This window comes from Mesorhizobium sp. URHB0026 (assembly GCF_054059755.1).
Genome location: NZ_JBSSCN010000001.1, coordinates 2730387 through 2752338, shown reverse-complemented (window position 1 = coordinate 2752338; position 21952 = coordinate 2730387). Strand labels below are relative to the sequence as shown.

Here is a 21952-nt window from a genome sequence, read left to right as displayed (position 1 = left end):
AGCTGAAACTGAAGTCTAGTTGTCCCCTCATCCACGATTAACAAATGTTAGTCGCAACATAAACGACCGTCTATAAAAGGAATATCTCAATGGAAGCAGCCTTTGGCAGGGTAATGGTCAGTAAACAAGCTGACAGGCAAAATCTACTGGTTTGCTTCTCCCATTTAAGGTGGAATTTCGTTCATCAACGCCCGCAGCATATCCTCACTCTCGCATCCATGCAGCAGAGAGTTGTCTACTTTGAAGAACCTGTTTTCGAAGAACTGGCGCAGCCGCTATTGCGGACGAGCGAGGCCTCGCCAAACATTCTGATTGCGACACCAGTGCTCCCGGTCGGCACGTCGGCCGCGAAAGCAGACGCCGCGCAGCGGAGATTTGTTCAGCAGACAATCGCTTCTATGCCGCACAGCCGGCTGATCGCATGGTATTACACGCCAATGGCTCTTCGTTTCACGGAGTACCTCCAGCCGGACATATGCGTCTATGATTGCATGGACGAACTCTCGGCGTTCAAGAATGCGCCGCCCGAACTGAGGCAGATGGAGAAGGCGCTTCTGAACCGCGCCGATCTTGTTTTCACCGGCGGCCTGAGCCTGTTCGAGACCAAGCGCCACCTGCATCACGCGATCTATCCCTTTCCGAGCAGCATCGATGTGAACCACTTTCACAAGGCCAGGAAGCCGGGAAAGGACCCAGCCGATCAGGCCGGCATTCCTCACCCGAGGGTCGGCTATTTCGGCGTCATCGACGAGCGGCTGGACGTCGACCTCGTGGCCCAGGCGGCGGAGATCATGCCGGACGTGCATTTCGTCATGCTTGGCCCGGTGGTCAAGATCGATCCTACAAGCCTGCCGCAAGCCGAGAATCTTCACTGGCTGGGCGGGAAAGCCTACCGCGATCTGCCCGACTACCTGCGCCACTGGGATGCCGGCTGGATGCCGTTCGCCCTCAATGAAGCGACCCGCTTCATCAGCCCGACCAAGACGCCGGAGTTCCTCGCGGCCGGGCTGCCGGTGGTCTCGACGGCGATAGTCGACGTGGTGCGCAGCTACGGCGCTGCCGGACTGGTGGAAATCGCCGACAGCGACGATCTGGAAACCAAGCTCCGCTCGGCTCTTTCGCGACCGCGCCAGATGCTCCGGCGACAAGTCGACGCCTACCTTGCGGATACCTCCTGGGAGCGAACATGGAATGCCATGGCAGCTCACATCGAGCGCGCCCATGAACGCAAGAAAATCGTCCCTCTTCGCAGGAGCGCTTAGCCATGTTCGACTGGCTGGTCGTCGGGGCGGGTTTTGCCGGCAGCGTGCTTGCCGAAAGGATAGCCTCGCAGCGTCACGAAAGCGTCCTGCTGGTCGATCGTCGCGGCCACGTGGGGGGCAATGCGTATGATTGCTATAATGAAGCCGGCATCCTGATCCACCGCTACGGTCCGCATATCTTCCACACCAACAGCCAGGCGATCGTGGACTACCTGTCGCGGTTCACCGAGTGGCGGTCATACGAACACAGGGTGTTGGCGGCGGTGGACGGGAAACTCGTTCCCATCCCGATTAATCTCGACACGATCAACAGCCTTTATGGGCTGGACCTGACCTCGGCCCAGTTGGAGGAATTCTTTGCGTCGCGACGCGAGACGGTAGAGGACGTTCGCACGGCCGAGGATGTCGTTGTCAGCACGGTGGGCCGCGAGCTCTACGAAAAATTCTTCCGTGGCTACACTCGGAAGCAATGGGGCGTCGATCCCAGTCAACTGAGCAAATCGGTGACGGCACGAGTGCCGACCAGGACCAACCGTGACGACCGCTATTTCAGCGATAGCTTCCAGAAAATGCCGGCCGGCGGATACACCAGGATGTTTGAACGCATGCTCGACCATCCGAACATCAAGATCATGCTGCAGACCGATTTCCGCGAAATCCGTGAGAAGATCCCGTTCAGGCGGATGATCTATACCGGTCCAATCGACGAATATTTCGGGTGGCAGCTTGGGCATCTTCCCTATCGCTCGCTGCGTTTCGAGCACGTCACCCTGGACCGCGAGCAGTTTCAGCCGGTTGCGGTCGTCAATTATCCGCAGACGCAAGATTACACCCGCATCACGGAGTACAAACATTTGACCGGCCAGCAGAACGCGCGGACCAGCCTGACTTACGAATATCCGACGGATATCGGGGACCCGTACTACCCGGTGCCGCGAGCCGAAAACGAAGCGCTCTACAAGCGCTATGAAGCGCTCTCCGCAACCTGTCCCGACGTGTGGTTTGTCGGCCGCCTGGCAACATACCGCTACTACAACATGGACCAGGTGGTCGGACAGGCCCTGGCTACTTTCGCTCGCATCCAGAAAAGTCTGCCGGAATGGGCGGGCACCGGAAGGACGCCCCTAGGCGGACTGGCGGTGAGTTCTCCCGCACATGGGAGCTGAATTGGCGCCGGCAAATCAGAAGGAGAATTGTGATGGATACAAACTTCACCACGGAGAGCCGTTCGATCTTTATTGTTGGCTTGCGCAACGCCCATGCCATGGAGAACCAAGCGCTGTCGATCATGAAACCACAGGTCGAGCGTATCGAGAATTATCCTGTGGTGGTTGATCGCTTGCGCCGGCACATTCAGGAGACCGAGGGCCAGATCACCCGGATCGAGGCGGTCCTGGAGGGCCTCGATGAAGAGCACTCCACGCTCAAGGACACGGCCCTATCGATGGTTGGCAGCATGGCGGCCATGGGACATTCGATGGCAGGCGACGAGATCATCAAGAACAGCTTGGCGAATTTCGCCTTCGAGAACTACGAGATCGCTGCCTACAATTCGCTCCTGGTGCTCGCCGATGCCGGCGGCTTCCAGCATGCAGAAACGGCCCTCAGGCAGAATCTGAGCGAAGAGGAAGCCATGGCCGATTGGCTGAAGGAAAATCTGAGCGACGTGACCCTGCGGTACGCCAGGTTGCGCGAGGCGGGGGAGACCGCAAAAAGCTGATCCAACGGCGCGGGACGGCATCCACAACCCGCCCACCTTGTTGCCGGCCGCTCCTTCAGCGCGTCCGGTTCGGTGCGAACAGACCTTGCTGCCGAACCAGTTCGTCGGCGACGGGCTGGCGGAGGCGTCGCGTACCATCCGCCTGGATGACCGAAAACAACCCCACCTCCGCATGTCGGGAATTATCCCACCCAGGGTAAGCGGTTATCGGATACAGGCAAATACCCTCGATCGGCGCGTCGAGGCTCATCGCCGCACGCACCTCGTCGCAGACATAGTGGAGCCAAGCAGCCCCGCCCGATCCCTCCGAGCCGGTTTCGGCGATGAACATCGGCTTGCCATATCGATGAGCGACCTCGATCAGCATTTCCGACAGAGCACGGTACTCGTGGTGTCCCATCGGAATGGTCGGCCCATTTATGTACCATTGATTGTGCGGATAGAAGTTCAGGCCCACGGCATCGACAACATCCTCGCTGCCGCCCAACTCGGGTTCGACGCGGCCCAGCAACATGTCGTAGGCCTCGAACTGTCCCAGTCGGGCGTTTTCGGCGCGGCGCCGTTCGCCGCGGGTCCAGTCGCGAGGCGCGATGTGGATGAGCGGCTCGGCCCAGACAAATCTGCATGCCGGATCGACCTCGCGCATTGCACGAACACCGGCGATGGCAGCCTTGACGAGATGCCGCTTGAACCATCCCCGCTTGTTCAGCCCTACGCGCGGGAAATAGCCGACCTCGACGGCCCAGGCGAAGAAGGAGATTTCGTTGATCGGACATAACAGAGGCGATGTGCCGGTAATCGAGCGGTGCACCCTCACGGCTTCCGCCGCGAACGAGGCATAGGCATCGATGAAATGGATGGACCCCTGATCGACATGGTCCGGGGATCCATAGTGGAAGATATCCCAGATGACCTGGACACCTGCCGATCGGGCTGCCTCGACCATAGGCATCCAACTTGACCAGTCATAGGTTCCGGGAGCGGTTTCGATCAGGTGCCAGCGTAGCCCATCGCGATTGGTGCGCAGGCCGAGGTCGGCGCAGGCCCGGTAGTCGCCGAGGGCATGCAAATTGTGCGAGGTCGCACGAATAAGGTCGAGGCGGACGCCGTCCTTGCGCCGGTGCGAGGAGCACTCAAAGCCCGCCATGAAAAAACTGGCGAAGCGCGAAGCTCCCGGAGCCGGCTCACCCACTTCGTGCCCGTCCGTGAGTCCCACTTCGTCCATTCGGAGTCTCCTTTGGGCAGTTTCAAACTCGGCCGCCCTGTTCGGACCGCGAATTGCCTTTGGCGAAACGCCGGATCCGACCGGGCAAGCCGCATCCCTTTGCTCAGCTCAGCAGATCCTTCGTCCTGCCTGACCGGGTAGTGCCGAACCGACGGGCCGAGCCTTTGTTCCGGTGGTCGACCGCCTGGGAGCTGGGTGGCGATTGGCGACGTCAGGAACAAGGAGGCTTGAGCCAAGTTCGGGGCAATGTAGCACCGGCGTGGCTTAACTCGACCGGCTGCTCGGCAAACAACAGAGGCACGGGATCATATGACCGTTCAAATTCGACTTTCAGATATCGACCATGCCAGGCGCGAGGATCGTGGCGACGGTGCTTGGAGCATTGCACCGGATCTTGGCTATTTGCGGTTTGCAATCGTCAATGTCGTGTTGTTCGGCGCACCGGGCAGCGGAGACCGGAAATGGGTGCTGATCGATACCGGTTTGCCGACGTCCCGGAGCAGCATCCTTGCTGTGGCGGAAAAGCGCTTCGGGACTGACGCGCGGCCGGCTGCGATCATCTTGACGCACGGCCATTTCGACCATGTGGGAACGGTTCTGGACCTCGCGAATACGTGGGACGTGCCCGTCTTCGCACACCCGCTCGAGCGCCCCTATTTGGACGGGACCACATCCTATCCGCCGCCGGACCCCTGGGTTGGAGGTGGACTGATGGCGCTGCTTTCGCCGCTCTTTCCACGCGGGCCGATCGATCTTGGCAACCGCCTGGAACCCTTGCCGAGCGACGGATCGATCCCCGGAATGCCCGGATGGCAATGGCTGCACACACCGGGACACGCCCCGGGGCATATCTCGCTCTGGCGCGAGGAGGACCGCTCGCTGATCGTAGGGGACGCCTTCATCACCACAGGGCAGGAGTCGGTCTATGAGGTCGCCGTTCAGGATCTCGAGATGCACGGTCCGCCACGCTATTTCACGCCGGACTGGGATGCGGCGGAAAGATCTGTGAAGCGCTTGGCCGCGCTGAAGCCCCAGATGATCATCAGTGGACATGGGGCGGCGGCGGCTGGCGTGGGCATGCGTCAAGCTCTTGACAGCCTGGCTGATCGGTTCACGGAGTTTGCCGTGCCGCCGAAAATGAAATTCGTGCGCGAGCCGGCGACGGTTCCAAATAGCTGAGCCTGTCCGAGCGCAGCGCTCTGCCGCGGTTCTCAAGATCTGTCAAAAACGGGCCAGCTTTGCCGCTCGGTTGCCCAAGACGGGCGGCGGCGGAACAAACGTCACAGGCGCCAGTTAGGGCGTTCGTTGGGCGGCAGGCGACACCGGGCGTATCTCGAATTCTGCGTCAGGGAAGACTTAGATGGAAAACGCGAAGAACGCGTGCCCTCACGACGCGTCCTCCCAGAGATGCGTGGCGCAGCCGCTGTTTTTGCCACCCACCTTCAAGCCGGCGCACTCGCTGCTCTGGATACCCGCGGCCGCATTCTTGCCCGGCTGCGCGGGAGGCGTGCTCGACCCGCAAGGGCCAATTGGCGCGGGCAATCGCACGATCCTTTTGAACTCGCTGGCGGTGATGCTGGTGATCGTCATTCCGACGCTGATCGCACTGCTGGCCTTCGCTTGGAAATTCCGCGCCTCCAACAGCAGTGCCCGTTACGACCCGGAATTCACCTATTCAGGTCGGATCGAGTTGATCGTCTGGTCGATCCCGACGCTCACCATCCTCTTCCTTGGCGGACTGATCTACTACGGTTCCTATCACCTCGATCCGCGCAAACCGATCGCCTCGGCGCAGCCACCGCTCGACATCCAAGTGGTGGCGCTCGATTGGAAATGGCTGTTCCTCTATCCCGAGCAGGGAATTGGAGCGGTCAACCAGCTGGTCATCCCGGCCGGCGTTCCCGTGCATTTCAAGCTGACCTCGGCCAGCGTGATGAACACGTTCTTCGTGCCTCAGCTTGGCAGCATGGTCTATGTCATGAACGGCATGCAGACCGAGTTGCATCTGCAGGCCGACCGCGAGGGCAGCTATTTCGGTCAGTCGGCGCATTTCAGCGGCGACGGCTTCTCGGACATGAACTTCAGCGTGACCGCGGTTTCGGCCGATGCGTTCACCCGCTGGGCGTCATCGTTGCGTGGCGGCGGCGGCGTGCTCAACGCCGACGGGTACCGCGAACTCGCCCGGCAAAGCACAAACCTGCCACCGGCTTCGTTCGGCCATGTGCAGCCCGGGCTGTTCGAAGCGGTTGTCCAGCAGACGCTGCCGCCCGGCCCCGGCCCCGCTGAAAGTACCGGTAGCGGCGAGCCACAGGTCAGTCCGAAGGCGTTACGAGCGGCGGCCATGGCGCACCACCAGCAGGCAGAAGGGGGAGAATGACGATGCTCGGCAAGCTGGATTGGTCGGCGATTCCGTTCGACCAACCTATCCCCCTCGGTGCGGCCTTCGCGGTGTTCCTCGCCGCGGCAGCGGTGCTCTGCTGGATAAGTCTCAAGGGATATTGGCCCTATCTGTGGAGCGAGTGGATAACTTCGGTCGACCACAAACGCATCGGCGTGATGTACATCGTGCTCGCGATGCTCATGCTTTTGCGTGGCTTCGTCGATGCCATCATGATGCGCACGCAACAGGTTCTGGCCATCCACGGTCCAGGCTATCTTCCGCCCGAGCATTACGACCAGATCTTTTCGGCGCACGGCACGATCATGATCTTCTTCGCGGCAATGCCTTTCATTATCGGCCTGATGAATTTCGTCGTGCCGCTGCAGCTTGGCGTCCGCGATGTCGCCTTTCCGACGCTCAACTCAGTCAGCTTCTGGTTGACGGCCACCGGAGCCCTGCTGGTCAACATCTCGCTTGTCATCGGCGAGTTCGCGCGCACCGGCTGGTTGCCCTATGCGCCCTTGTCGGAAACCACCTACTCGCCGGGCGTCGGTGTCGACTACTATCTGTGGTCGATCCAGATCTCCGGCGTCGGCACTCTGCTGACCGGGGTGAACCTGGTGACGACGATCCTCAAGATGCGTGCGCCGGGAATGGGGTATCTGCGCATGCCGATGTTCTGCTGGACATCGCTGGCCTCCAACCTGCTCATCGTCGCGGCCTTCCCGATCCTCACCGCCACGCTCGCGATGCTGACGCTGGACCGCTATCTCGGCTTCCATTTCTTCACCAACGAAGCCGGCGGAAATCAGATGATGTTCGTCAACCTGATCTGGGCCTGGGGCCATCCCGAGGTTTACATCCTGGTGCTTCCAGCCTTCGGGATTTTTTCCGAGATCTTCTCGACCTTCTCGTCAAAACCGCTGTTCGGATATCGTTCGATGGTCGCGGCGACGATGTTCATCTGCATCGTCTCGTTCATGGTCTGGCTGCACCATTTCTTCACCATGGGCGCCGGTGCCGACGTCAATGCCGCGTTTGGGATCGCCACCTCGGTCATCGCCGTCGGCACCGGCGTAAAAATCTACAATTGGCTCTTCACCATGTATGGCGGGCGCGTTCGTTTCGACACGCCCATGCTTTGGGCGCTGGCTTTCGTCACCACCTTCACCGTCGGCGGCATGACCGGCGTCCTGCTTGCCGTCCCGCCCGCCGACTTCGTGCTGCACAACTCGCTTTTCCTCGTGGCACATTTCCACAACGTCATCATCTCGGGCGTGCTGTTCGGCGCCTTCGCCGGCTTCACCTACTGGTTCCCCAAGGCATTCGGCTTCCGGTTGCACGAAGGTTGGGGGAAGGCGGCATTTTGGGTCACCTTGGTCGGCTACATGCTGGTCTTCGTGCCACTCTATATCGTCGGCCTGCTTGGCATGACGCGGCGCCTTCAGCACATCGACATGGATCTCTGGGCGCCGTGGCTGGTGGTGGCCGCGTTCGGCGTGCTGGTGATGATCATCGGCGCCGCACTGCAGATCATGCAGCTGGTGGTTTCGATCCGGCATCGCGACAGGCTTCGCGACGAGACCGGCGACCCGTGGGACGGCCGTTCGCTGGAATGGTCGACATCCTCCCCTCCGCCCGCCTTCAACTTTGCGCGGCTGCCACACGTCGAGAACGAAGAACCCTACTGGAGCATCAAGCAACGGGGGATCGAGGAGCAGAGCGCGGAGACGGAGGCCACGTACGAGCCTATCGAGATGCCGCGCAACAGCCCGACAGGCTTCGTCACTGCTTTTTTCAGCACGCTGATCGGCTTCGCGCTGATCTGGCACATCTGGTGGCTGGCGATCGTCGGCTTCATCGGCGCCTACGCCACCTTCGTCGTCTTCGCCTGGCGCGATCATGGCGACTACGAGATTCCCGCCGATGAGGTCGCGCGAATAGACCGAAACGGCCGAGCCGCGCAGCTTGCCTTCCTGCGCAGCTGGGAGCGTCCGGTATGAGCGATCACGCCTTCACCAGCGACATCAGCGCCGACCGCCAGACACGCAACCCATACCGGCTCAATCGCACCGGCAGCCATGGTGCAAGATCCGCGACGGGCCACGGACAGGGCGGTCCAGCGTCGAAGTTCGTCACCGTTGCCTACGGGTTCTGGATCTTTCTGCTGTCCGACATCATCATGTTCTCGGCTTTCTTCGCCGCTTATGCCGTGCTCGCCAAGGCAACCGCCGGCGGGCCGACCGGCAAGGATCTGTTCGAACCCACGCGCGTTGCGGTGCAAACGGGCCTTCTGCTCAGTTCGAGCTTCACCGGCGGCTTGGCAACGCTCGCGAGCCACCGCAGATCGATGGCTGCCACCCAGTTCTGGCTGCTGATTACGGGCCTGCTCGGGGCAGCCTTCCTGCTCCTGGAGGTGCAGGAGTTCGCGGCGATGGCCGGCGAGCAGGCAGGCCCGTCTCGAAGTGCATTTCTTTCAGCCTTTTTCGCACTCGTTGGTTGCCACGGGACCCACGTCGCACTCGGCCTGCTCTGGCTAGGCACCATGATGGCGCAGCTGTGGGTCAAGGGTTTTCGACCCGATATTTTGCGGCGGCTCCACTGCTTCGGGCTCTTCTGGCACGCGCTCGACATCATCTGGGTTGCCATCTTCACGCTGGTTTATCTGTTGGGAGCATCGCCATGACCGAGATCGGGGGCGGGAGCGGGACCGGCGAGACGCCAGACCGCCGCGATTCAGCGCCGGGCGAGGAACGCATAACCGAGCACGAAATGGCGGGGGGCCTCTCTGGCTACCTGCTCGGCTTCGGCTTGGCCATCCTGCTGACGATTGCTTCGTTCCTGGCGGCTCAGACCAACCTGATCTACCAGCCGGCGGTGATTTCGGCCCTGGTGGTGCTCGCTGTCGCGCAGATGGGCGTGCATCTTGTCTTCTTTCTCCACCTGACGACCGGACGGGACAACACCAATAACGTTCTGGCCCTGGCCTTCGGCGTGCTGATCGTGGCGCTGGTGGTTCTGGGCTCAGTCTGGATCATGGCCCATCTGGATCAGAACATGGCTGCCATGACGGCCCATCAAGCCGGAGTGATGCCTTGAGCGAAGCGCGCGCCGGGCACGGTGTTAGCGGACTTTCATTCGCCTCGTCACGCGTTTCAGGCGGAACTTTGGTTCGGGCAGCAAGTTCGGACGCCATCGGAGACAACAGGCTCGCGGTAGATGGGCGCCCAGATCAATCACTTCGTCAAGGATATCCTCGTTGAGGTCGCTGAAATGTTTCCGGCGGTGACTCAGAGGGAAAGAACGCCGGCTGACGAACTGCCCATCGAAGCGCCGAACTTTCCCCACGATCTGGAACCGGTGATCCGAGCGAACCCATCATGGGCGGCGCCGGGCCAACCGGCCCGCACGCAAGGCAGCGAGCACCGAGCGGACGGCATCGATATCTGAGCCGCGAGACTGGATCGAGGGCCTGAAAATAAGCCGACCGTTGCGGAACTCGAAGCCCTGTGCGTTTTTAAAGCGCCATTTTGATGCCACCGGTTTCTTGCGGAAGGTGATCGCGATCCCTTCTGGTCCCACATCGACTTTGCTGATGTCCAGGTCCGCCGCGGCTATGCGCAACCTGGTCAGTTCCAGTAAATCCGCCACTTCGCCGGGCATGTCTCCAAAGCGGTCCTCAAGCTCTTCGCCGAATGCATCGAGGTCCGTCTCGGCAGCCATACGAGACAGCCTCGCATAGAGGCTGACGCGCACCGTCGGCTCGTTGACGTAACTATCGGGAAAGGCCCCGTTTCCGGCGCCGTTAATGTCGGCAAGCTGCTTGTCGGTATCGGCTCCTCCCGCAGCCAGCGAAACCGCCCGCTGCAGAAAATGTTGGTAAAGGCCTGCTCCGATCAGCTTCATGTGCCCGGCTTGATCTTCGCCGAAAAGGTCTCCTGCCCCGCGCAGGTCGAGGTCCCTTTGGCTGATCGCAAGGCCGGAGCCAAGCCGATCGAGCGCAATCACGGTCGACAGTCGGGCTCTTGTGCCTTCGGCCAGTTCGACGCCAGGTTCGGTCAGAAGAAGGGCAATAGCCTGCACCGCTCCCCTTCCCACCCGGCCGCGAAGCTGGTGCAGCTGTGCCAGACCGAACCTGTCCGCTCGCCAGATCAGTATGGTGTTGGCCCGCGGCACGTCGAGGCCGCTCTCGATGATGTCAGTGCTCAACAGGACGTCGCCGTCACCGTCAGCGAACCCGACCATGATCTCGTCCAGTTGTCTCCCTTTCATTTCGCCATGAGCCGTCTTGACCGCGAGTTCCGGCACCATTCTGTTTAGCTGCAGGCGAACCGGGTCGATGTCTTCAATGCGCGGAACCACCAGGAAGCTCTGTCCGCCCCGGCGAAATTCGCGCAAAAGGGCGGCTCTTGCCGAAGCTGGATCGAAGGACGCCAGAATGGTACGAACGGGACGTCTTTTGGCCGGCGGAGAGTTGAGTACGCTGACCTCCTGGATGCCCGACATTGCCGATTGCAGCGTCCGCGGTATCGGCGTGGCGCTCATGGTCAGCGTATGAAGGCGGGGCGCCATGTTTCGCAACGCCTGCTTCAGCTTGACACCGAACCGGTGCTCCTCGTCGATCACCAGCAGTCCGAGATTGGCGAAGCTGACGCTCTTGGCCGCCAGGGCCTGGGTACCCACAATCACCGCGACCTGACCGCTCCGCAGCCGCTCCTTCACCGCTCTCGCCTCCGCCGCTCCGACCATTCTCGAGAGGTGGGCGACCTCGAGGCCGGTTCCCGCGAATCTTCGGCTGAACGTCTCATAGTGCTGGCGTGCCAACACCGTCGTCGGCGCTATCACCGCCACCTGCTTCCCGCAGAGGGCCGCGGCGGCGCAGGCCCGCAGGGCCACCTCTGTCTTGCCGAAGCCGACGTCGCCGCAGACAAGGCGATTCATTGTTCTCCCCGACGACAGGTCGTCAAGCACGTCGCGGATGGCGGCAGCCTGGTCGGGCGTCTCCGTATAGGGAAACCGCGCCGCGAACCGGGCAAGGTCGGCGCGAGAGGGTTTTATGATGGCGGCAGGCTGGCTGGACCTGGCATTGGCAAGGTCCCTCAAGCGTTTGGCCAGCCTGTCGATATCGCGCAGCGCAGCCTTGCGTCGGTTGAGCCACCCATCGCTGTTCAAGCGATCGAGCGGCACCGCACCGGGTTCCGAGCCGTAGCGCCATATCCGCCCAAACTCATCGACCGGAACCAGCAAGGAAGCTCCGTCCCGATATTCCAGCCTGACGACATCCTGCTGCTGACCGGCCAACTCGACCTGTTCGACCGCCACCAGCATGGCCAGGCCATGGTCCTCATGGACGACGACGTCGCCAATGCGCAACTCGGGTTCGAGTATGCTGGTGGCCGCACCGCCATTTGCTTTCAAGGCGTGGCCAAACAGGTCGGCCGCGGCCACCACCGCGATGCCTGATTGCTCGTCGACAAAGCCTTCGTCGAGAACGATCTCGACCCTGAGAAGAGAGCCCCTTGGGGCCGAACGGATCCGCGGCCAGTCAGCCACCTCCCTCATTCGCCGACCAAGCTTCCGATCGAGCAGACGATCGGCTCGCTGCAGTGCGGAGGCCTCGCCCGCGAATGCCACGGTGACACCCGACCTTGTCTGCCTTTCCACAAATTCGGCGAACTGATGCCCGGATCGCGCGCGCTGGAAGAATTTGGGAACTCGCGCGGCAGAAACGGCGAGACTCGTTCCGTGGCGATTACGGACTGCGAAGTCCCATTCTTGACGCGATAGGTAAAACTGTTCCGGCAAGGGTTTGGCGGCCGCGGCAACCTCCTGCCTCGCACCACGAGCATCTTCGATCAGGTCCAGGAAGCGGTCGAGCGGCGCGCCTTCGAGACCTTCCGCGATGGAGACACAGGCGCTGGATGCCACATCGAAGACCGACGGCATGCTGCCGTACAACGCGACGAGCCGTTCTTCCATCGACGTCGCGCGCATGGCTGCCAACTCGGGATGATCCCCAGTTGCGAAAATCAGCTCGGATGCCGGCCCAACCGTGACCGACTCTCGCGACTGTTCGCTAAGCTGGCTGATGGGGTCATAGATCTTGAGTTCCCGGATGCAGCTATCTGGACCGATGACGATACGAACCGGGTGATCGGCGCCAGCGGGGAATATGTCCATGAGGTCGCCCCGAAAAGCTATCTCGCCCGGTTCGTCGACTCTTTCGTCGACACCGTATCCAATCGACTCGGCTCTCGTTCGGAAACCATCCGGGTCGAACCTTTGTCCGAGTTCCAGAGTTGTGAAACCGCCAGCAATGACTGGCGCAGGAGGCACCCGCTGGAGAGTGGTCTCGATCGACACAACCACGATGCGCGGACGTTTGGGCTCGCTTGCGATCTCACGCAGAGCGCTAAGCCTCCGCCCCATATTGGCGCGTGTCGGCCATACCCTGTCGTAAGGCAGGCAATCCCAGGACGGCAGCAAGATGACGTCCACGTTCGGCAGAAACCGACGCAAAGCCGCAGCGGTCTCTTCGGCACCGCGTTCCGAGGCGGCTATATGGACAATATGCTTGTTTGGACCGCTCTCCAGCGAGTCGGCCAGCGCCGCCGCGATTGCGGCGGAAGGCAAGACTTCTCTCGCGAGGTCCCCGTCATTCGACGAGTGATCGACTTCTTCGATGATTTCCGTCCGCGAAATGGGTCTGTTCACTGAGGTCTCACCTTGCCACCGTCGGAGAACGTCAGTGGGACCACCCCGTTCCTGAGGCGCGGATTAAAGTGTTGCGGGCAGTGGCAGCGCGTGCGGTCTTGCGTTCCTATGGAGCAACGCACCAACGATGCGGCTCTCGATGAGCCGCTTCTGTTGGCAGCGGTGCCGCCGCGGACGATGGCCGTTTACCCGGCCATGCTCCAGATCTCCCCTATGGCTTGAAGGAACTCGTAATAGCGCGGGCGCTACGTGTCAGCCTTGCCGACCAGCGGGCTAGAATGGCCGCCTTGCTCGGAGACCTGGCTGGAACCTGTATGGAAGTCAGAGACGCCGCTGCCGTCCGGGCTCACATAAGAAGTACCGTGGGTGTGTGGCTTCAGGAGCTTCGCTTCCCGGACCAAGGACGGCCAATTGAGCCCTAGGAGCGCTACCAGTTCGCGGGCGTCTTTTTCGCTGATGCTGGTCTCCTTGATCAGGCGATCAATGAAAGCTGCCTTAGGCTCATCCATAGCGAACTCCCCGAAGAGTCCGACGTAACCGCGAATGCCTGCCCTACGTTCCGGCGGAGCGGCGTTAGGTATGAAAACGTACAAAGCCGTGGGTGCGTTTGCTCCATAGACCGCGGTTTTGATCGCGTCTTTGGCAAACCAGGCCTGCTTACTCGGATTTCACCGCCATCCGGAACTTTTAGCTGGGATAAAAGTTCGGTGGGCAAAATCAGCTAGGTAGCCATTTTGTCCCCCTCTTCATCCTCGGATATACTTATCCGCAAGCTTCAGACCATCTCGGACATTCGAGAAGCTGAAATCGCGGTTTTGAAAAGCATACCCATTCAGGAGAAAGATTTTTCGGCCAACCACGACCTGGTGCGTGAGGGTGACCATCCTGTTTACTCGTTTGTCGTCCTGGATGGTTTGATCGGCTCCACCAAATACACAAGCGAAGGAAAGCGACAGATCACGTCTTTCTTCGTGGGCGGAGACATCCCCGATCTGCACGGGCTACATCTGTCGGTCATGGACTGTAATTTCTCGACCCTGACGCCGGCCCGAGTGGGTTTCATGCGACACGACGTTCTACGCAGCATTTGTGACCAGCACCCTCGCATCGCCACCGCTTTCTGGCGGTCGACGCTGATCGACGCCGCGATGTACAGGGAGTGGGTCACCAACGTTGGAAGACGTGAGGCTTACACCCGCATGGCTCACATTTTGTGCGAACTCATATTTCGCTTGCGAGCGGTGGGACGCATTCAGGATCACATTGCTGATATTCCCATAACCCAAGCCGCACTTGGCGATGCATTGGGTTTGTCGACGGTCCACGTCAACCGAATGCTTCAGGAACTACGACGTGAAGGCCTAATCGCCACCACGGGGTCGAGAATGCATGCAATCGACTGGCCCGGCCTCACTCACGCAGGGGATTTCGACACGACTTACCTGCATCAAAAGAACCCGGCAGATTAGTGGTGACGGAAGCTCTCCCATGGCACGATTTTTCTTTGACACCGGCGATCGCGATTTGGTCTTGCAGGATGAGATAGGTGTCGAATGCGCTGGCCTAGAAGAGGTGCGCCGAGTCGGATTCGAAGGCCTCATCGACCTCACGAGAGACGCACTGAAAGGCGTTGACGGGCAGAAATTGTTTGTCGAGGTGCGTGATGAAAATGGGGACAAAGTTCTGCGGCTGAGCCTCTCGCTTCAGATCAAATTGATGAGATGAATCCGGCCGATTTTCGCGCCAGTACTGGATCAGCCCCACCCAACCAGCTTCAACATGCCCATCGGACGGCATTGAGCCAGAAGACGTATCTCGAAAGCCCCGGGCCATAGGATCACTCGGTGCTCGGTCATGGAGTAGATCAATCGGTGCAAGTGGCGGGCGCTTTAATCTATGTAAGTGCGCCTAGTCGGCGACCGGATTAATTGGGTCTGTGCGTGCCGGGGACAATGCATCCTTGCTCGCACGCGACCCTGCAGACGACGGGTCCGAGTGTCAGCCTGGAGCAAAACATGACAATTGTCGCTTCTTGGACCCTTCACCCCACCAGATCAGACCGACACGAAAGAGGTCCCATGTCCCTGGAGGATCGGTGTGATGGCTGAACACCGTCGCAAGCTCACCGCGTCCGATCCGGCGCTTGCGGAGCAGACACAGCCCATTACCTACCCAGGAGGCTCGTCCTTACCAAGTTCTGGCGAACAGACGAACCTAGTCGACCTTGTTCCCGCATTGCGGGCATTCGCACGTTCGCTTTGCGGCAGCATCGACGAAGCTGACAATCTTGTCCGAGAAACACTGGTCAAAGGCATTGCAGATCTCGATGGTCTTGACGGAAGCCGGGTAAAGCCCTGGATCTTCGCCACCATGCGCAGGGCTTCCTTGGCCAGGCTTGAAGGCGCAGCCCCCCAGCCTCGAGGACCGGCGAGTTGCTTGTCGGAGCCTTTTGCCACCGACACACAGGAACAGATGGAAACCGGCCCAAGGATAGCGCGTGCCATTGACCTCCTGGCGGATCCGGAGCGGCAGGCCATCGTTCTGGTTTGCATGCTCGGACTATCCTACGAAGACGCCGCCGACATCTGCGATTGCGACACAGCCACCATCAAGGGTCGGATACAGAATGCAAGGACAAGAATGGCTGTCCTGTCGGGTGTCCCGACGGAAGCCACGCCTGAAAAATCGAATTGATGGTGAGCGCGGCAGTGTTCAAAGCAAAAATTCGCGATGCCTGTCAGGCAGCCACGCATCGCTTGCCCTAAAGTAGCCCAAGCTCAACCGCAGGTTTGTTATGCATGACAGGGAACCATGAGGGGATCCGCCGAGTTCGACCTCGGACAAGCTCGGGTTCCCAACATGGAAGAAATCGGCAAGGCGCAACAGAAGGCCATAGCCCGTCTCATTCGTCAGTGGATTGCATCGGACGCCAGCCGTCGCCAGCTTCGCCAGTTGCTGGACCTACCGACTGACACGGAGGTGCCACGCCAGCATCGGTCGTTGCTCGACGAACTCGACCGAAAGCTCGACGAATAAGTGCATGCTTGCTTGGGACAAATCCCACAGGTATCCGATAGCGGCGAAGTTTATTCCCCGAAAGGCCATGAAACCGCAGCTTCTCAGAAACCTCCCAACACGGAAGATCAGTCGTCATCTTCCCAGCGGCTGCCGGGATAACTGTTCAAGCTCGTTCTCGTCCGTGATCCCGGCCTGGTAGTAAGCAAGAATGCGCGAGGCGCGCCGTTCTCTCTCGGCTTCAGTCTCGTTCTTGAGATTGCTGCGTGCAAGGACACGGCTCAATATGGCAAGTTCCGATGGGGTATAGGCATCTCTATGCATTTTATCCCGCCCATGCGCTGCAAGAAACCTACAATAAGGATTCCCCGGCACGGCCTAACGCCGGTCGGGACTGAATGTTCCATGGGTTTTCGTGGAGGGAGAAAAAGCTCATCAGCGCTAGATGTGAGTTTCTGGGGCTTGCTGTGCGTTTAAAAGCTGCGAAACGGCGGTTATGATTTGCGGCAGAAAGAAGGGCTTGGTGATGATGATGCTGTTGGGTACTCCTTCCGCTCCCCAGTGTACCGCGCTGTCGCCGCTCATATAGACAACTGGGATGGTCGAGTTGGACCTACGCAAATGCCGGGCGATCTCCCACCCGGATTGTCCCGGCCCCAAACGGATGTCGGTGAGCACGGCCTTGAACCTGGTGGGATCGCGGTCGAAGGCGGCCAGCGCCTCGGCAGCATTTCGAACGCCGACGACCTGGAAGCCAGCCTCCTCCAAAGCTGACTCGAGGTCGAGCAGTATCATCGTCTCGTCTTCGACGATCAGAACAACGCCATCGCTCATCCGGGATATCCCCAAGTCGCCACCGCCACTACGATCTCGGCGTCAACTTGGTTCCATATGACACGCATCGGCCTGTTGTCGGCTGAGTCCCGCCGCGACCTCGCGGCGGAGTCATGAGAAGCCCGCCTCGGAAAGCCGAGACGGGCTGAAGCTGCTTCGACAGCCTCGAAGGCCAAGACAGGGGAGGATTGTAGGCCCGCGACCGAACCTTGAAGTGCAGCGAATGTTCCTCCGGATGTAGGCTCTTATTGGATTAGCCTCTGCGGCAGCCCGCCTCCAATGCGGTCATTTTCGTTTTTGCTCAAGGTTTCTACTGATCTCCAGACGCTTGCTGGATTTCCGTCATCACCTGCCGGGGATCGACATTCTCGGCCAGTTGCGGCAACTCCTCATCGGCCGGTGTCGAGACATTGAGGCGTGCCGTCAAAGCAGCCACCATTTCGATGAGCCGCGTGGTTTCGTGTTCGTTGAGAAGGCTGATCTGCAGATCCAGCTCCGCTCTGCGCTCGCTGTGTTCGGCCATTCTGTTTTGGTTGATCAGTACGAAAGTGGACAGGAAGATCGCCTCGACAGAGGCCACCATGGCCAGGATCACAAAAGTTGGGTCCCAAGCCGGGACGGCCGGTATCAGGCCAAGGTTCGCAAGGATCCAGGCGACCAGAATTGCGAGATGCAAATAGACAAAGGGCATGCTTCCCGCGAAGCGCGAAACGGCGCCGGCAATTCGCACCTGAACGCCTTGGTGCTCCTCCTGTTGTCGCCTGTGGTCGACGAGAGCCTGTATGTTCTGCTGAAGGAGCGACTGCATGTCGGCGGGATGCTGATCGTTCATACTTGAAAGCCCGGTTTGGCGGCCAATGTTACGAGCGTTGCTCATCGCCCGCCTGGGACGTCCGGCGAGGCTGCACCGCCTGAACTAGCCGGCTCATAGCCGCCGGTCTCTTTAGACGAGGAGTGCCGTCCTGCAATCGCGTCCACCATGGCGATCACCGCCTCAGGGGCGCTCTGATGAACCATATGGCCGGCGCCCTCAACGACATCGAGGAGGGACCCACCGACCTCCGCATGCAGGCGTCGTGCCTCCCCCTCGGCGTCGAACAGCCGGTCTCCAGAACCTGCCAGGATCCCGGTCGGGACGGCAATGTCCGTGTAGCTGGCCTTCGTCAGCAGGGCCGCCGTCAGCATCGATGCGGATTCCAAACACACCGCCCGCAGTTGGGAAGGGCGGCTGGCGACATCTTTTGCGAGAACGGCGAAGTCGACAGCGACATCCGCTGGGTGGAAGATCTTCTGCATCGTCCAAGGCCAGGCAAGCCTCACAAGCAACGGCAGCAAGGTGTGGCGAAAAGCGGTGCCGACGACTGGCAGAGCCGGGAGGGCGGCCAGCGCAAGATCAAGCCGCGGCGGCGGATAGTAATAGCCGGAGACCAGCACGACGCCGGCAACCCAAGGAGAATGCCTGCGCGCCAATTCGAGGGCTACCCAAGCGCCCCACGAATGTCCAAGCACGATGTAGTTCTCGATACCCAGCCTGCCGGCGGCGGCATGTATGAGATCGGCTTGGTCGCGGGCAGACCACCGCCGGCCGCGCGACCGCGTACTTCGCCCGAAGCCCGGCCGATCGAATGCGAGTACCCGGTAGGTTTTTGCCGCCTGATCGAAGATGCCGCTCGACTTGAAATCCTGCGCCATGGATCCGTTTCCATGCAGCAGAATGAGCGGCATGCCGGTGCCGGCTTCGATAAAATGCAGGCGAAGACCGTCAACCTCCATGACATGGCCGTGCGCCCGGCCAGCAAGCGCACGTTTGGCGCGGGCGTGATTGTACCCGGCAAGTGCCGGCAATGCGGCGACGAACAGCACGGTCGATAGCTTCGGTCCATCCCTGTCGAACGCCATGCCAATGCCTGCCAGCAACTGTCCTGCCCGGTGCCCTCCGTGCCAAACCTTCGGAGTGGCGGCTTGTTCCGCTGGACAACGACGTTGCTTTGTAGCCGGCTCAAACAGCCTAGGCGGTAAGCTCTCTATGGGCATGGGATGCGGCGATGGCAGCTTGTCCAAACGCGACCGCTATCTGATTTAGCGCTTTCACAACGTCACCGATGGCGTACATGCCGTCGACGGAAGTCTGCTGGTGCTCATCGACCGTGATGTAGCCCTCCGCGCAACATCTCGCGCCGACGGCCAGGGCGAGTTGCGAGCTCACCTTGCATCCCAGGGCCGCGTAGACTGCATCGAAGCGGCAGGTCGCTCCATCTTGCAAAATCGCCGCACAACCGTCAGCAGCCGGGCTGAGCCTGTCGAGAGTGTGACGGATGGCTATCCCTCTTTCGCCGGCCGCGCGACGCGTGCTGGTTGGAAAGTCCGATGCGTGGGTGCCCAGCATCGTTACATGCGGTGTGAATCGACTGAGGAAAATGGCCTCGTGCAAGGCTCTGTCACCCTGGCCCACGACCGCTATCTTCCGGTCGATCACCTCATACCCGTCGCACACCGGACAAAGCCGAACGACACCTGCCGCAATCGCCTCCGCCAAGCGAGGCAATTCGGGTGTCGTGTCGACAATCCCGGTCGACAGGAAGACCTTACGCGCGCGGATGGCGCCGATCGAGGTCTCAGCATCAAAGCCTCCCTCGCCAGCGGCCAGCGAAAACACTTGCCCCCGTATCAAGGTTGCTCCGTACAAGCTCGCGTGACGTCGAAGCCGATCGAGAAGGTCAGGGCCACTTATTCCTTCGGGAAAGCCCGGACAGTTATGGCTTTTCGGGATCAGAGCGGCACGGGGATGGCCGGCATCGACCACCAGCACGCGATGGCGAAAGCGGGCGAGATACTGGGCCGCGGTCAGCCCCGCTGGCCCGCCACCGACGATCAGCACATCTTCGGCGTCGGCGAGCGGGTGGCCGGCATGGCTTTCATCGAAGATTTGCTCCATCAGCGGCGAACTATCTGGTTCGTTCGATGTTCCAGCACGACACGCCGAGAGACCGCATTAGCCCGCCGGCATCAGCCGCAACCAGAGAGCTTCGATCTCGTTCTCACACCGCTTCCTACTCGGGGTCGAAACCTTCTTGCCGCTTCGCGGTTAATCCTAACGGACAAGGTGAGCACCTGCGAAACACAACCGATGACTCATCCTCGAACGACGTCGGGCGGCTGGCAGGCGATAAATGATATGAGTGAAGAGCTGAGGCGGCCGACAAAAGGCACTGCCGAACTCGCTCAAACGGGGAGCGCCATTTTATGAATGGATGCCTCAAGGCTTCAGATGATCCGGGTCGCTACCTTTAACGTAAACGGCGTCAACGGTCGATTGCCGGTTCTGCTCAAATGGCTGGGTGAGACGCACTACGACATCGTTTGTCTCCAGGAATTGAAGACATCGGACGAAAAGTTTCCTGCCGATGCCATCAGCAACGCCGGCTACGGGGCGATATGGCACGGACAGAAGTCGTACAACGGCGTAGCCATTCTCGCTCGAGGCAAGCAGCCGCACGAGCGTCGGCGCGGGTTGCCCGGTGACGCCGATGACACGCATAGCCGTTACATCGAGGCGGAGATCGACGGTCTCGTTGTTGGTTGCCTATACCTGCCCAACGGCAACCCGGCGCCTGGTCCGAAGTTCGACTATAAGCTCCGCTGGTTCAAGCGGCTGATCGACTACGGACGGCTCCTGATCAAGGACGCGCCCGCCAGCCTGCTTTGCGGCGACTACAACGTGGTGCCGGCGCCGATCGACGCCGCGGTTCCGGCACGATGGCTGGGCGACGCCGTCTACTTCCCGGAGAGCCGACAGGCTTACGCCGACCTGCTTGCCGATGGCTGGACCGACGCCGTCAGGCTGATCCGTCCCGAGAGAGGCGTCTATACCTACTGGAATTTTTCCTACCGGGGCGGTTACGACCGCAGCTCCGGCCTCCGCATGGACCATCTTCTCGTGAGCCCCTCGCTCACGGACAGGCTGGGCGGCGCGGGCGTGGATGAGTCCGTACGAGGATGGGACAAGCCAAGCGATCACGCGCCGGCCTGGATCGAACTCGACTGGCCCCGGTGAACTGAGAAATCGGGCTTCAGCCGGACCGCATGACGCCAGGTTCGTCCGCCTCTTTTAATCGCTGCGAATCCTCGGGGGCGGCGACCAGATCCTGGAATCCAAGTGTGACGACGAGATAACCCGCCTCGTCGTAGACTTTCGTCACCCAACTGGTCGGGTCCGCGCCATCGATAATTCCGTCAAGCATGGCCTCCTTGGCTGCGCGCTTCGCCTCTTTGATAGCCTCATCCCGATCAGCCATGTCGGCGAAGATTGCAGGCTGGGACATGCCCTCGATAAACTCGAAACGAAATTTCGGCATCGATCCCTCCTGTCGGTGGTGATAACGGATCGGCCATTGCTGGCAGGGTGACGGTCAACGCCACCGTTTCGAAAAGGATGCACCGATTGTGCGCGCCTGCACCGGTCAGGCAGCGTTGCTGGCTTCCTTTTGCCAGTCGTCCTGCCAACGCGCGCGCACGGCAATCATCAGCATGGCCGATTCCGTGATCCCGGTCTGGAAAAGCCTGATCAGCTCTCTCGCGATGGAGTGAGCCGCCGCGGTGTCCGGCAAAATGGCAAACTCCTGGCACATCGCGTCGAAGACCGCGCGAAGCGTGTCCAGGTCATTCGGGTAGAGGGTATCCGTGCGAATGGGTCGGTCAAGCATCAAGCGTCTCCAAACGAGCGAGAGTGCGATGGTCTCCCAAGCAGCGGAGCGCGTTACATGCCCGCTGACCCTCTCGCTTATGCGGCACAGCGCACGACG

22 protein-coding genes are annotated in these 21952 nt (G+C 60.6%); 13 read left to right on the top strand and 9 right to left on the bottom strand.

Translation table 11 applies throughout. The features are described from left to right. Positions 1 to 89 precede the first annotated feature (89 nt). Genes ACVWWD_RS13460 through ACVWWD_RS13450 form a run of 3 tightly spaced genes read left to right on the top strand, consistent with a single transcriptional unit; the run spans position 90 to position 2982 of the window. The gene (locus ACVWWD_RS13460; protein ID WP_352547357.1) at positions 90 to 1262 is read left to right on the top strand and encodes a glycosyltransferase; all 1173 of its coding nucleotides are present in this window, start codon (positions 90 to 92) and stop codon (positions 1260 to 1262) included. Positions 1263 to 1264: 2 nt separating this feature from the next. Then, positions 1265 to 2428: a UDP-galactopyranose mutase gene (gene glf, locus ACVWWD_RS13455; protein WP_023771418.1), complete on the top strand. Its 1164-nt coding sequence runs from the start codon at positions 1265 to 1267 to the stop codon at positions 2426 to 2428. Positions 2429 to 2460: 32 nt separating this feature from the next. After that, the gene (locus tag ACVWWD_RS13450) at positions 2461 to 2982 is read left to right on the top strand and encodes a ferritin-like domain-containing protein (RefSeq protein WP_352547359.1); all 522 of its coding nucleotides are present in this window, start codon (positions 2461 to 2463) and stop codon (positions 2980 to 2982) included. Between the two features lie 55 nt (positions 2983 to 3037). Here ACVWWD_RS13450 and ACVWWD_RS13445 read toward each other — a convergent pair whose 3' ends face one another. After that, positions 3038 to 4207 (bottom strand): beta-glucosidase, encoded by a 1170-nt coding sequence (locus tag ACVWWD_RS13445; RefSeq protein WP_457103120.1) that lies wholly within the window; start codon positions 4205 to 4207, stop codon positions 3038 to 3040. 309 nt (positions 4208 to 4516) lie between these two features. On the opposite strand from ACVWWD_RS13445, the gene ACVWWD_RS13440 reads away from it, so the two are divergent. From ACVWWD_RS13440 to cyoD, 5 genes are all read left to right on the top strand, one after another. After that, the gene (locus ACVWWD_RS13440) at positions 4517 to 5386 is read left to right on the top strand and encodes an MBL fold metallo-hydrolase (RefSeq protein ID WP_023782478.1); all 870 of its coding nucleotides are present in this window, start codon (positions 4517 to 4519) and stop codon (positions 5384 to 5386) included. Between the two features lie 181 nt (positions 5387 to 5567). After that, positions 5568 to 6584: a ubiquinol oxidase subunit II gene (gene cyoA, locus ACVWWD_RS13435; RefSeq protein ID WP_352547362.1), complete on the top strand. Its 1017-nt coding sequence runs from the start codon at positions 5568 to 5570 to the stop codon at positions 6582 to 6584. Between the two features lie 2 nt (positions 6585 to 6586). Next, positions 6587 to 8590, top strand: coding sequence for a cytochrome o ubiquinol oxidase subunit I (gene cyoB, locus ACVWWD_RS13430; RefSeq protein ID WP_352547365.1), 2004 nt, complete (start codon positions 6587 to 6589; stop codon positions 8588 to 8590). Beyond that, positions 8587 to 9273 (top strand): cytochrome (ubi)quinol oxidase subunit III, encoded by a 687-nt coding sequence (locus tag ACVWWD_RS13425; protein WP_352547366.1) that lies wholly within the window; start codon positions 8587 to 8589, stop codon positions 9271 to 9273. The genes cyoB and ACVWWD_RS13425 overlap by 4 nt, the downstream gene beginning before the upstream one ends. After that, on the top strand, positions 9270 to 9686 hold the full coding sequence (gene cyoD, locus ACVWWD_RS13420; protein WP_023771425.1) for a cytochrome o ubiquinol oxidase subunit IV: 417 nt from the start codon (positions 9270 to 9272) through the stop codon (positions 9684 to 9686). Before ACVWWD_RS13425 ends, cyoD begins: the two co-directional genes overlap by 4 nt. 279 nt (positions 9687 to 9965) lie before the next feature. Here cyoD and ACVWWD_RS13415 read toward each other — a convergent pair whose 3' ends face one another. After that, the gene (locus ACVWWD_RS13415) at positions 9966 to 12950 is read right to left on the bottom strand and encodes a DEAD/DEAH box helicase (protein ID WP_457103119.1); all 2985 of its coding nucleotides are present in this window, start codon (positions 12948 to 12950) and stop codon (positions 9966 to 9968) included. A gap of 596 nt (positions 12951 to 13546) precedes the next feature. After that, on the bottom strand, positions 13547 to 13810 hold the full coding sequence (locus tag ACVWWD_RS13410) for a hypothetical protein (RefSeq protein WP_023771428.1): 264 nt from the start codon (positions 13808 to 13810) through the stop codon (positions 13547 to 13549). A 225-nt stretch (positions 13811 to 14035) separates the two neighbouring features. Here ACVWWD_RS13410 and ACVWWD_RS13405 point away from each other — a divergent pair, with 225 nt between their 5' ends. The 4 genes from ACVWWD_RS13405 (at position 14036) to ACVWWD_RS13390 (ending at position 16337) form a co-directional block, all read left to right on the top strand. Beyond that, the gene (locus ACVWWD_RS13405) at positions 14036 to 14770 is read left to right on the top strand and encodes a Crp/Fnr family transcriptional regulator (RefSeq protein ID WP_023771429.1); all 735 of its coding nucleotides are present in this window, start codon (positions 14036 to 14038) and stop codon (positions 14768 to 14770) included. Positions 14771 to 14789: 19 nt separating this feature from the next. Continuing rightward, entirely contained in the window at positions 14790 to 15026 is a 237-nt protein-coding gene (locus ACVWWD_RS13400) for a DUF6894 family protein (RefSeq protein WP_023771430.1), read from the top strand. A gap of 375 nt (positions 15027 to 15401) precedes the next feature. Continuing rightward, entirely contained in the window at positions 15402 to 15995 is a 594-nt protein-coding gene (locus ACVWWD_RS13395; RefSeq protein ID WP_023771431.1) for a sigma factor-like helix-turn-helix DNA-binding protein, read from the top strand. Between the two features lie 117 nt (positions 15996 to 16112). Continuing rightward, entirely contained in the window at positions 16113 to 16337 is a 225-nt protein-coding gene (locus ACVWWD_RS13390; RefSeq protein ID WP_457103118.1) for a hypothetical protein, read from the top strand. Between the two features lie 420 nt (positions 16338 to 16757). On the opposite strand, the gene ACVWWD_RS13385 is transcribed toward ACVWWD_RS13390, so the two are convergent. The 4 genes from ACVWWD_RS13385 to ACVWWD_RS13370 all read right to left on the bottom strand — a co-directional run bounded on the left by ACVWWD_RS13385 (position 16758) and on the right by ACVWWD_RS13370 (position 20085). After that, positions 16758 to 17150 carry a response regulator gene (locus ACVWWD_RS13385; RefSeq protein ID WP_023782482.1) on the bottom strand — a complete coding sequence of 131 codons (393 nt, stop codon included), beginning with the start codon at positions 17148 to 17150 and terminating at the stop codon, positions 16758 to 16760. Positions 17151 to 17460: 310 nt separating this feature from the next. Then, positions 17461 to 17982: a DUF1003 domain-containing protein gene (locus tag ACVWWD_RS13380; protein ID WP_457103117.1), complete on the bottom strand. Its 522-nt coding sequence runs from the start codon at positions 17980 to 17982 to the stop codon at positions 17461 to 17463. 41 nt (positions 17983 to 18023) lie between these two features. Further along, a complete protein-coding gene (locus ACVWWD_RS13375) occupies positions 18024 to 19013 on the bottom strand; it encodes an alpha/beta fold hydrolase (protein WP_457103116.1) in 990 nt (329 codons plus the stop codon). A 145-nt stretch (positions 19014 to 19158) separates the two neighbouring features. Beyond that, positions 19159 to 20085, bottom strand: a complete 927-nt coding sequence (locus ACVWWD_RS13370; RefSeq protein ID WP_352547378.1) for an NAD(P)/FAD-dependent oxidoreductase — start codon at positions 20083 to 20085, stop codon at positions 19159 to 19161. A 333-nt stretch (positions 20086 to 20418) separates the two neighbouring features. On the opposite strand from ACVWWD_RS13370, the gene xth reads away from it, so the two are divergent. Continuing rightward, entirely contained in the window at positions 20419 to 21204 is a 786-nt protein-coding gene (gene xth / locus ACVWWD_RS13365; RefSeq protein ID WP_352547380.1) for an exodeoxyribonuclease III, read from the top strand. A gap of 16 nt (positions 21205 to 21220) precedes the next feature. On the opposite strand, the gene ACVWWD_RS13360 is transcribed toward xth, so the two are convergent. Together ACVWWD_RS13360 and ACVWWD_RS13355 are read right to left on the bottom strand one after the other, a co-directional pair. Then, positions 21221 to 21505, bottom strand: a complete 285-nt coding sequence (locus tag ACVWWD_RS13360) for a DUF6894 family protein (RefSeq protein ID WP_023771439.1) — start codon at positions 21503 to 21505, stop codon at positions 21221 to 21223. A gap of 105 nt (positions 21506 to 21610) precedes the next feature. Beyond that, positions 21611 to 21853, bottom strand: a complete 243-nt coding sequence (locus ACVWWD_RS13355) for a hypothetical protein (RefSeq protein ID WP_023771440.1) — start codon at positions 21851 to 21853, stop codon at positions 21611 to 21613. Between the last annotated feature and the right edge of the window lie 99 nt (positions 21854 to 21952).

What these genes read in the sequence shown, in the direction of transcription:
- ACVWWD_RS13460 (WP_352547357.1), top strand. Translation starts at nt 90, where the DNA reads ATGGAAGCAGCCTTTGGCAGGGTAATGGTCAGTAAACAAGCTGACAGG.
- glf (WP_023771418.1), top strand. Translation starts at nt 1,265, where the DNA reads ATGTTCGACTGGCTGGTCGTCGGGGCGGGTTTTGCCGGCAGCGTGCTT.
- ACVWWD_RS13450 (WP_352547359.1), top strand. Translation starts at nt 2,461, where the DNA reads ATGGATACAAACTTCACCACGGAGAGCCGTTCGATCTTTATTGTTGGC.
- ACVWWD_RS13445 (WP_457103120.1), bottom strand. Translation starts at nt 4,207, where the DNA reads ATGGACGAAGTGGGACTCACGGACGGGCACGAAGTGGGTGAGCCGGCT.
- ACVWWD_RS13440 (WP_023782478.1), top strand. Translation starts at nt 4,517, where the DNA reads ATGACCGTTCAAATTCGACTTTCAGATATCGACCATGCCAGGCGCGAG.
- cyoA (WP_352547362.1), top strand. Translation starts at nt 5,568, where the DNA reads ATGGAAAACGCGAAGAACGCGTGCCCTCACGACGCGTCCTCCCAGAGA.
- cyoB (WP_352547365.1), top strand. Translation starts at nt 6,587, where the DNA reads ATGCTCGGCAAGCTGGATTGGTCGGCGATTCCGTTCGACCAACCTATC.
- ACVWWD_RS13425 (WP_352547366.1), top strand. Translation starts at nt 8,587, where the DNA reads ATGAGCGATCACGCCTTCACCAGCGACATCAGCGCCGACCGCCAGACA.
- cyoD (WP_023771425.1), top strand. Translation starts at nt 9,270, where the DNA reads ATGACCGAGATCGGGGGCGGGAGCGGGACCGGCGAGACGCCAGACCGC.
- ACVWWD_RS13410 (WP_023771428.1), bottom strand. Translation starts at nt 13,810, where the DNA reads ATGGATGAGCCTAAGGCAGCTTTCATTGATCGCCTGATCAAGGAGACC.
- ACVWWD_RS13400 (WP_023771430.1), top strand. Translation starts at nt 14,790, where the DNA reads ATGGCACGATTTTTCTTTGACACCGGCGATCGCGATTTGGTCTTGCAG.
- ACVWWD_RS13395 (WP_023771431.1), top strand. Translation starts at nt 15,402, where the DNA reads ATGGCTGAACACCGTCGCAAGCTCACCGCGTCCGATCCGGCGCTTGCG.
- ACVWWD_RS13390 (WP_457103118.1), top strand. Translation starts at nt 16,113, where the DNA reads ATGAGGGGATCCGCCGAGTTCGACCTCGGACAAGCTCGGGTTCCCAAC.
- ACVWWD_RS13385 (WP_023782482.1), bottom strand. Translation starts at nt 17,150, where the DNA reads ATGAGCGATGGCGTTGTTCTGATCGTCGAAGACGAGACGATGATACTG.
- ACVWWD_RS13380 (WP_457103117.1), bottom strand. Translation starts at nt 17,982, where the DNA reads ATGAACGATCAGCATCCCGCCGACATGCAGTCGCTCCTTCAGCAGAAC.
- ACVWWD_RS13370 (WP_352547378.1), bottom strand. Translation starts at nt 20,085, where the DNA reads ATGGAGCAAATCTTCGATGAAAGCCATGCCGGCCACCCGCTCGCCGAC.
- xth (WP_352547380.1), top strand. Translation starts at nt 20,419, where the DNA reads ATGATCCGGGTCGCTACCTTTAACGTAAACGGCGTCAACGGTCGATTG.
- ACVWWD_RS13360 (WP_023771439.1), bottom strand. Translation starts at nt 21,505, where the DNA reads ATGCCGAAATTTCGTTTCGAGTTTATCGAGGGCATGTCCCAGCCTGCA.
- ACVWWD_RS13355 (WP_023771440.1), bottom strand. Translation starts at nt 21,853, where the DNA reads ATGCTTGACCGACCCATTCGCACGGATACCCTCTACCCGAATGACCTG.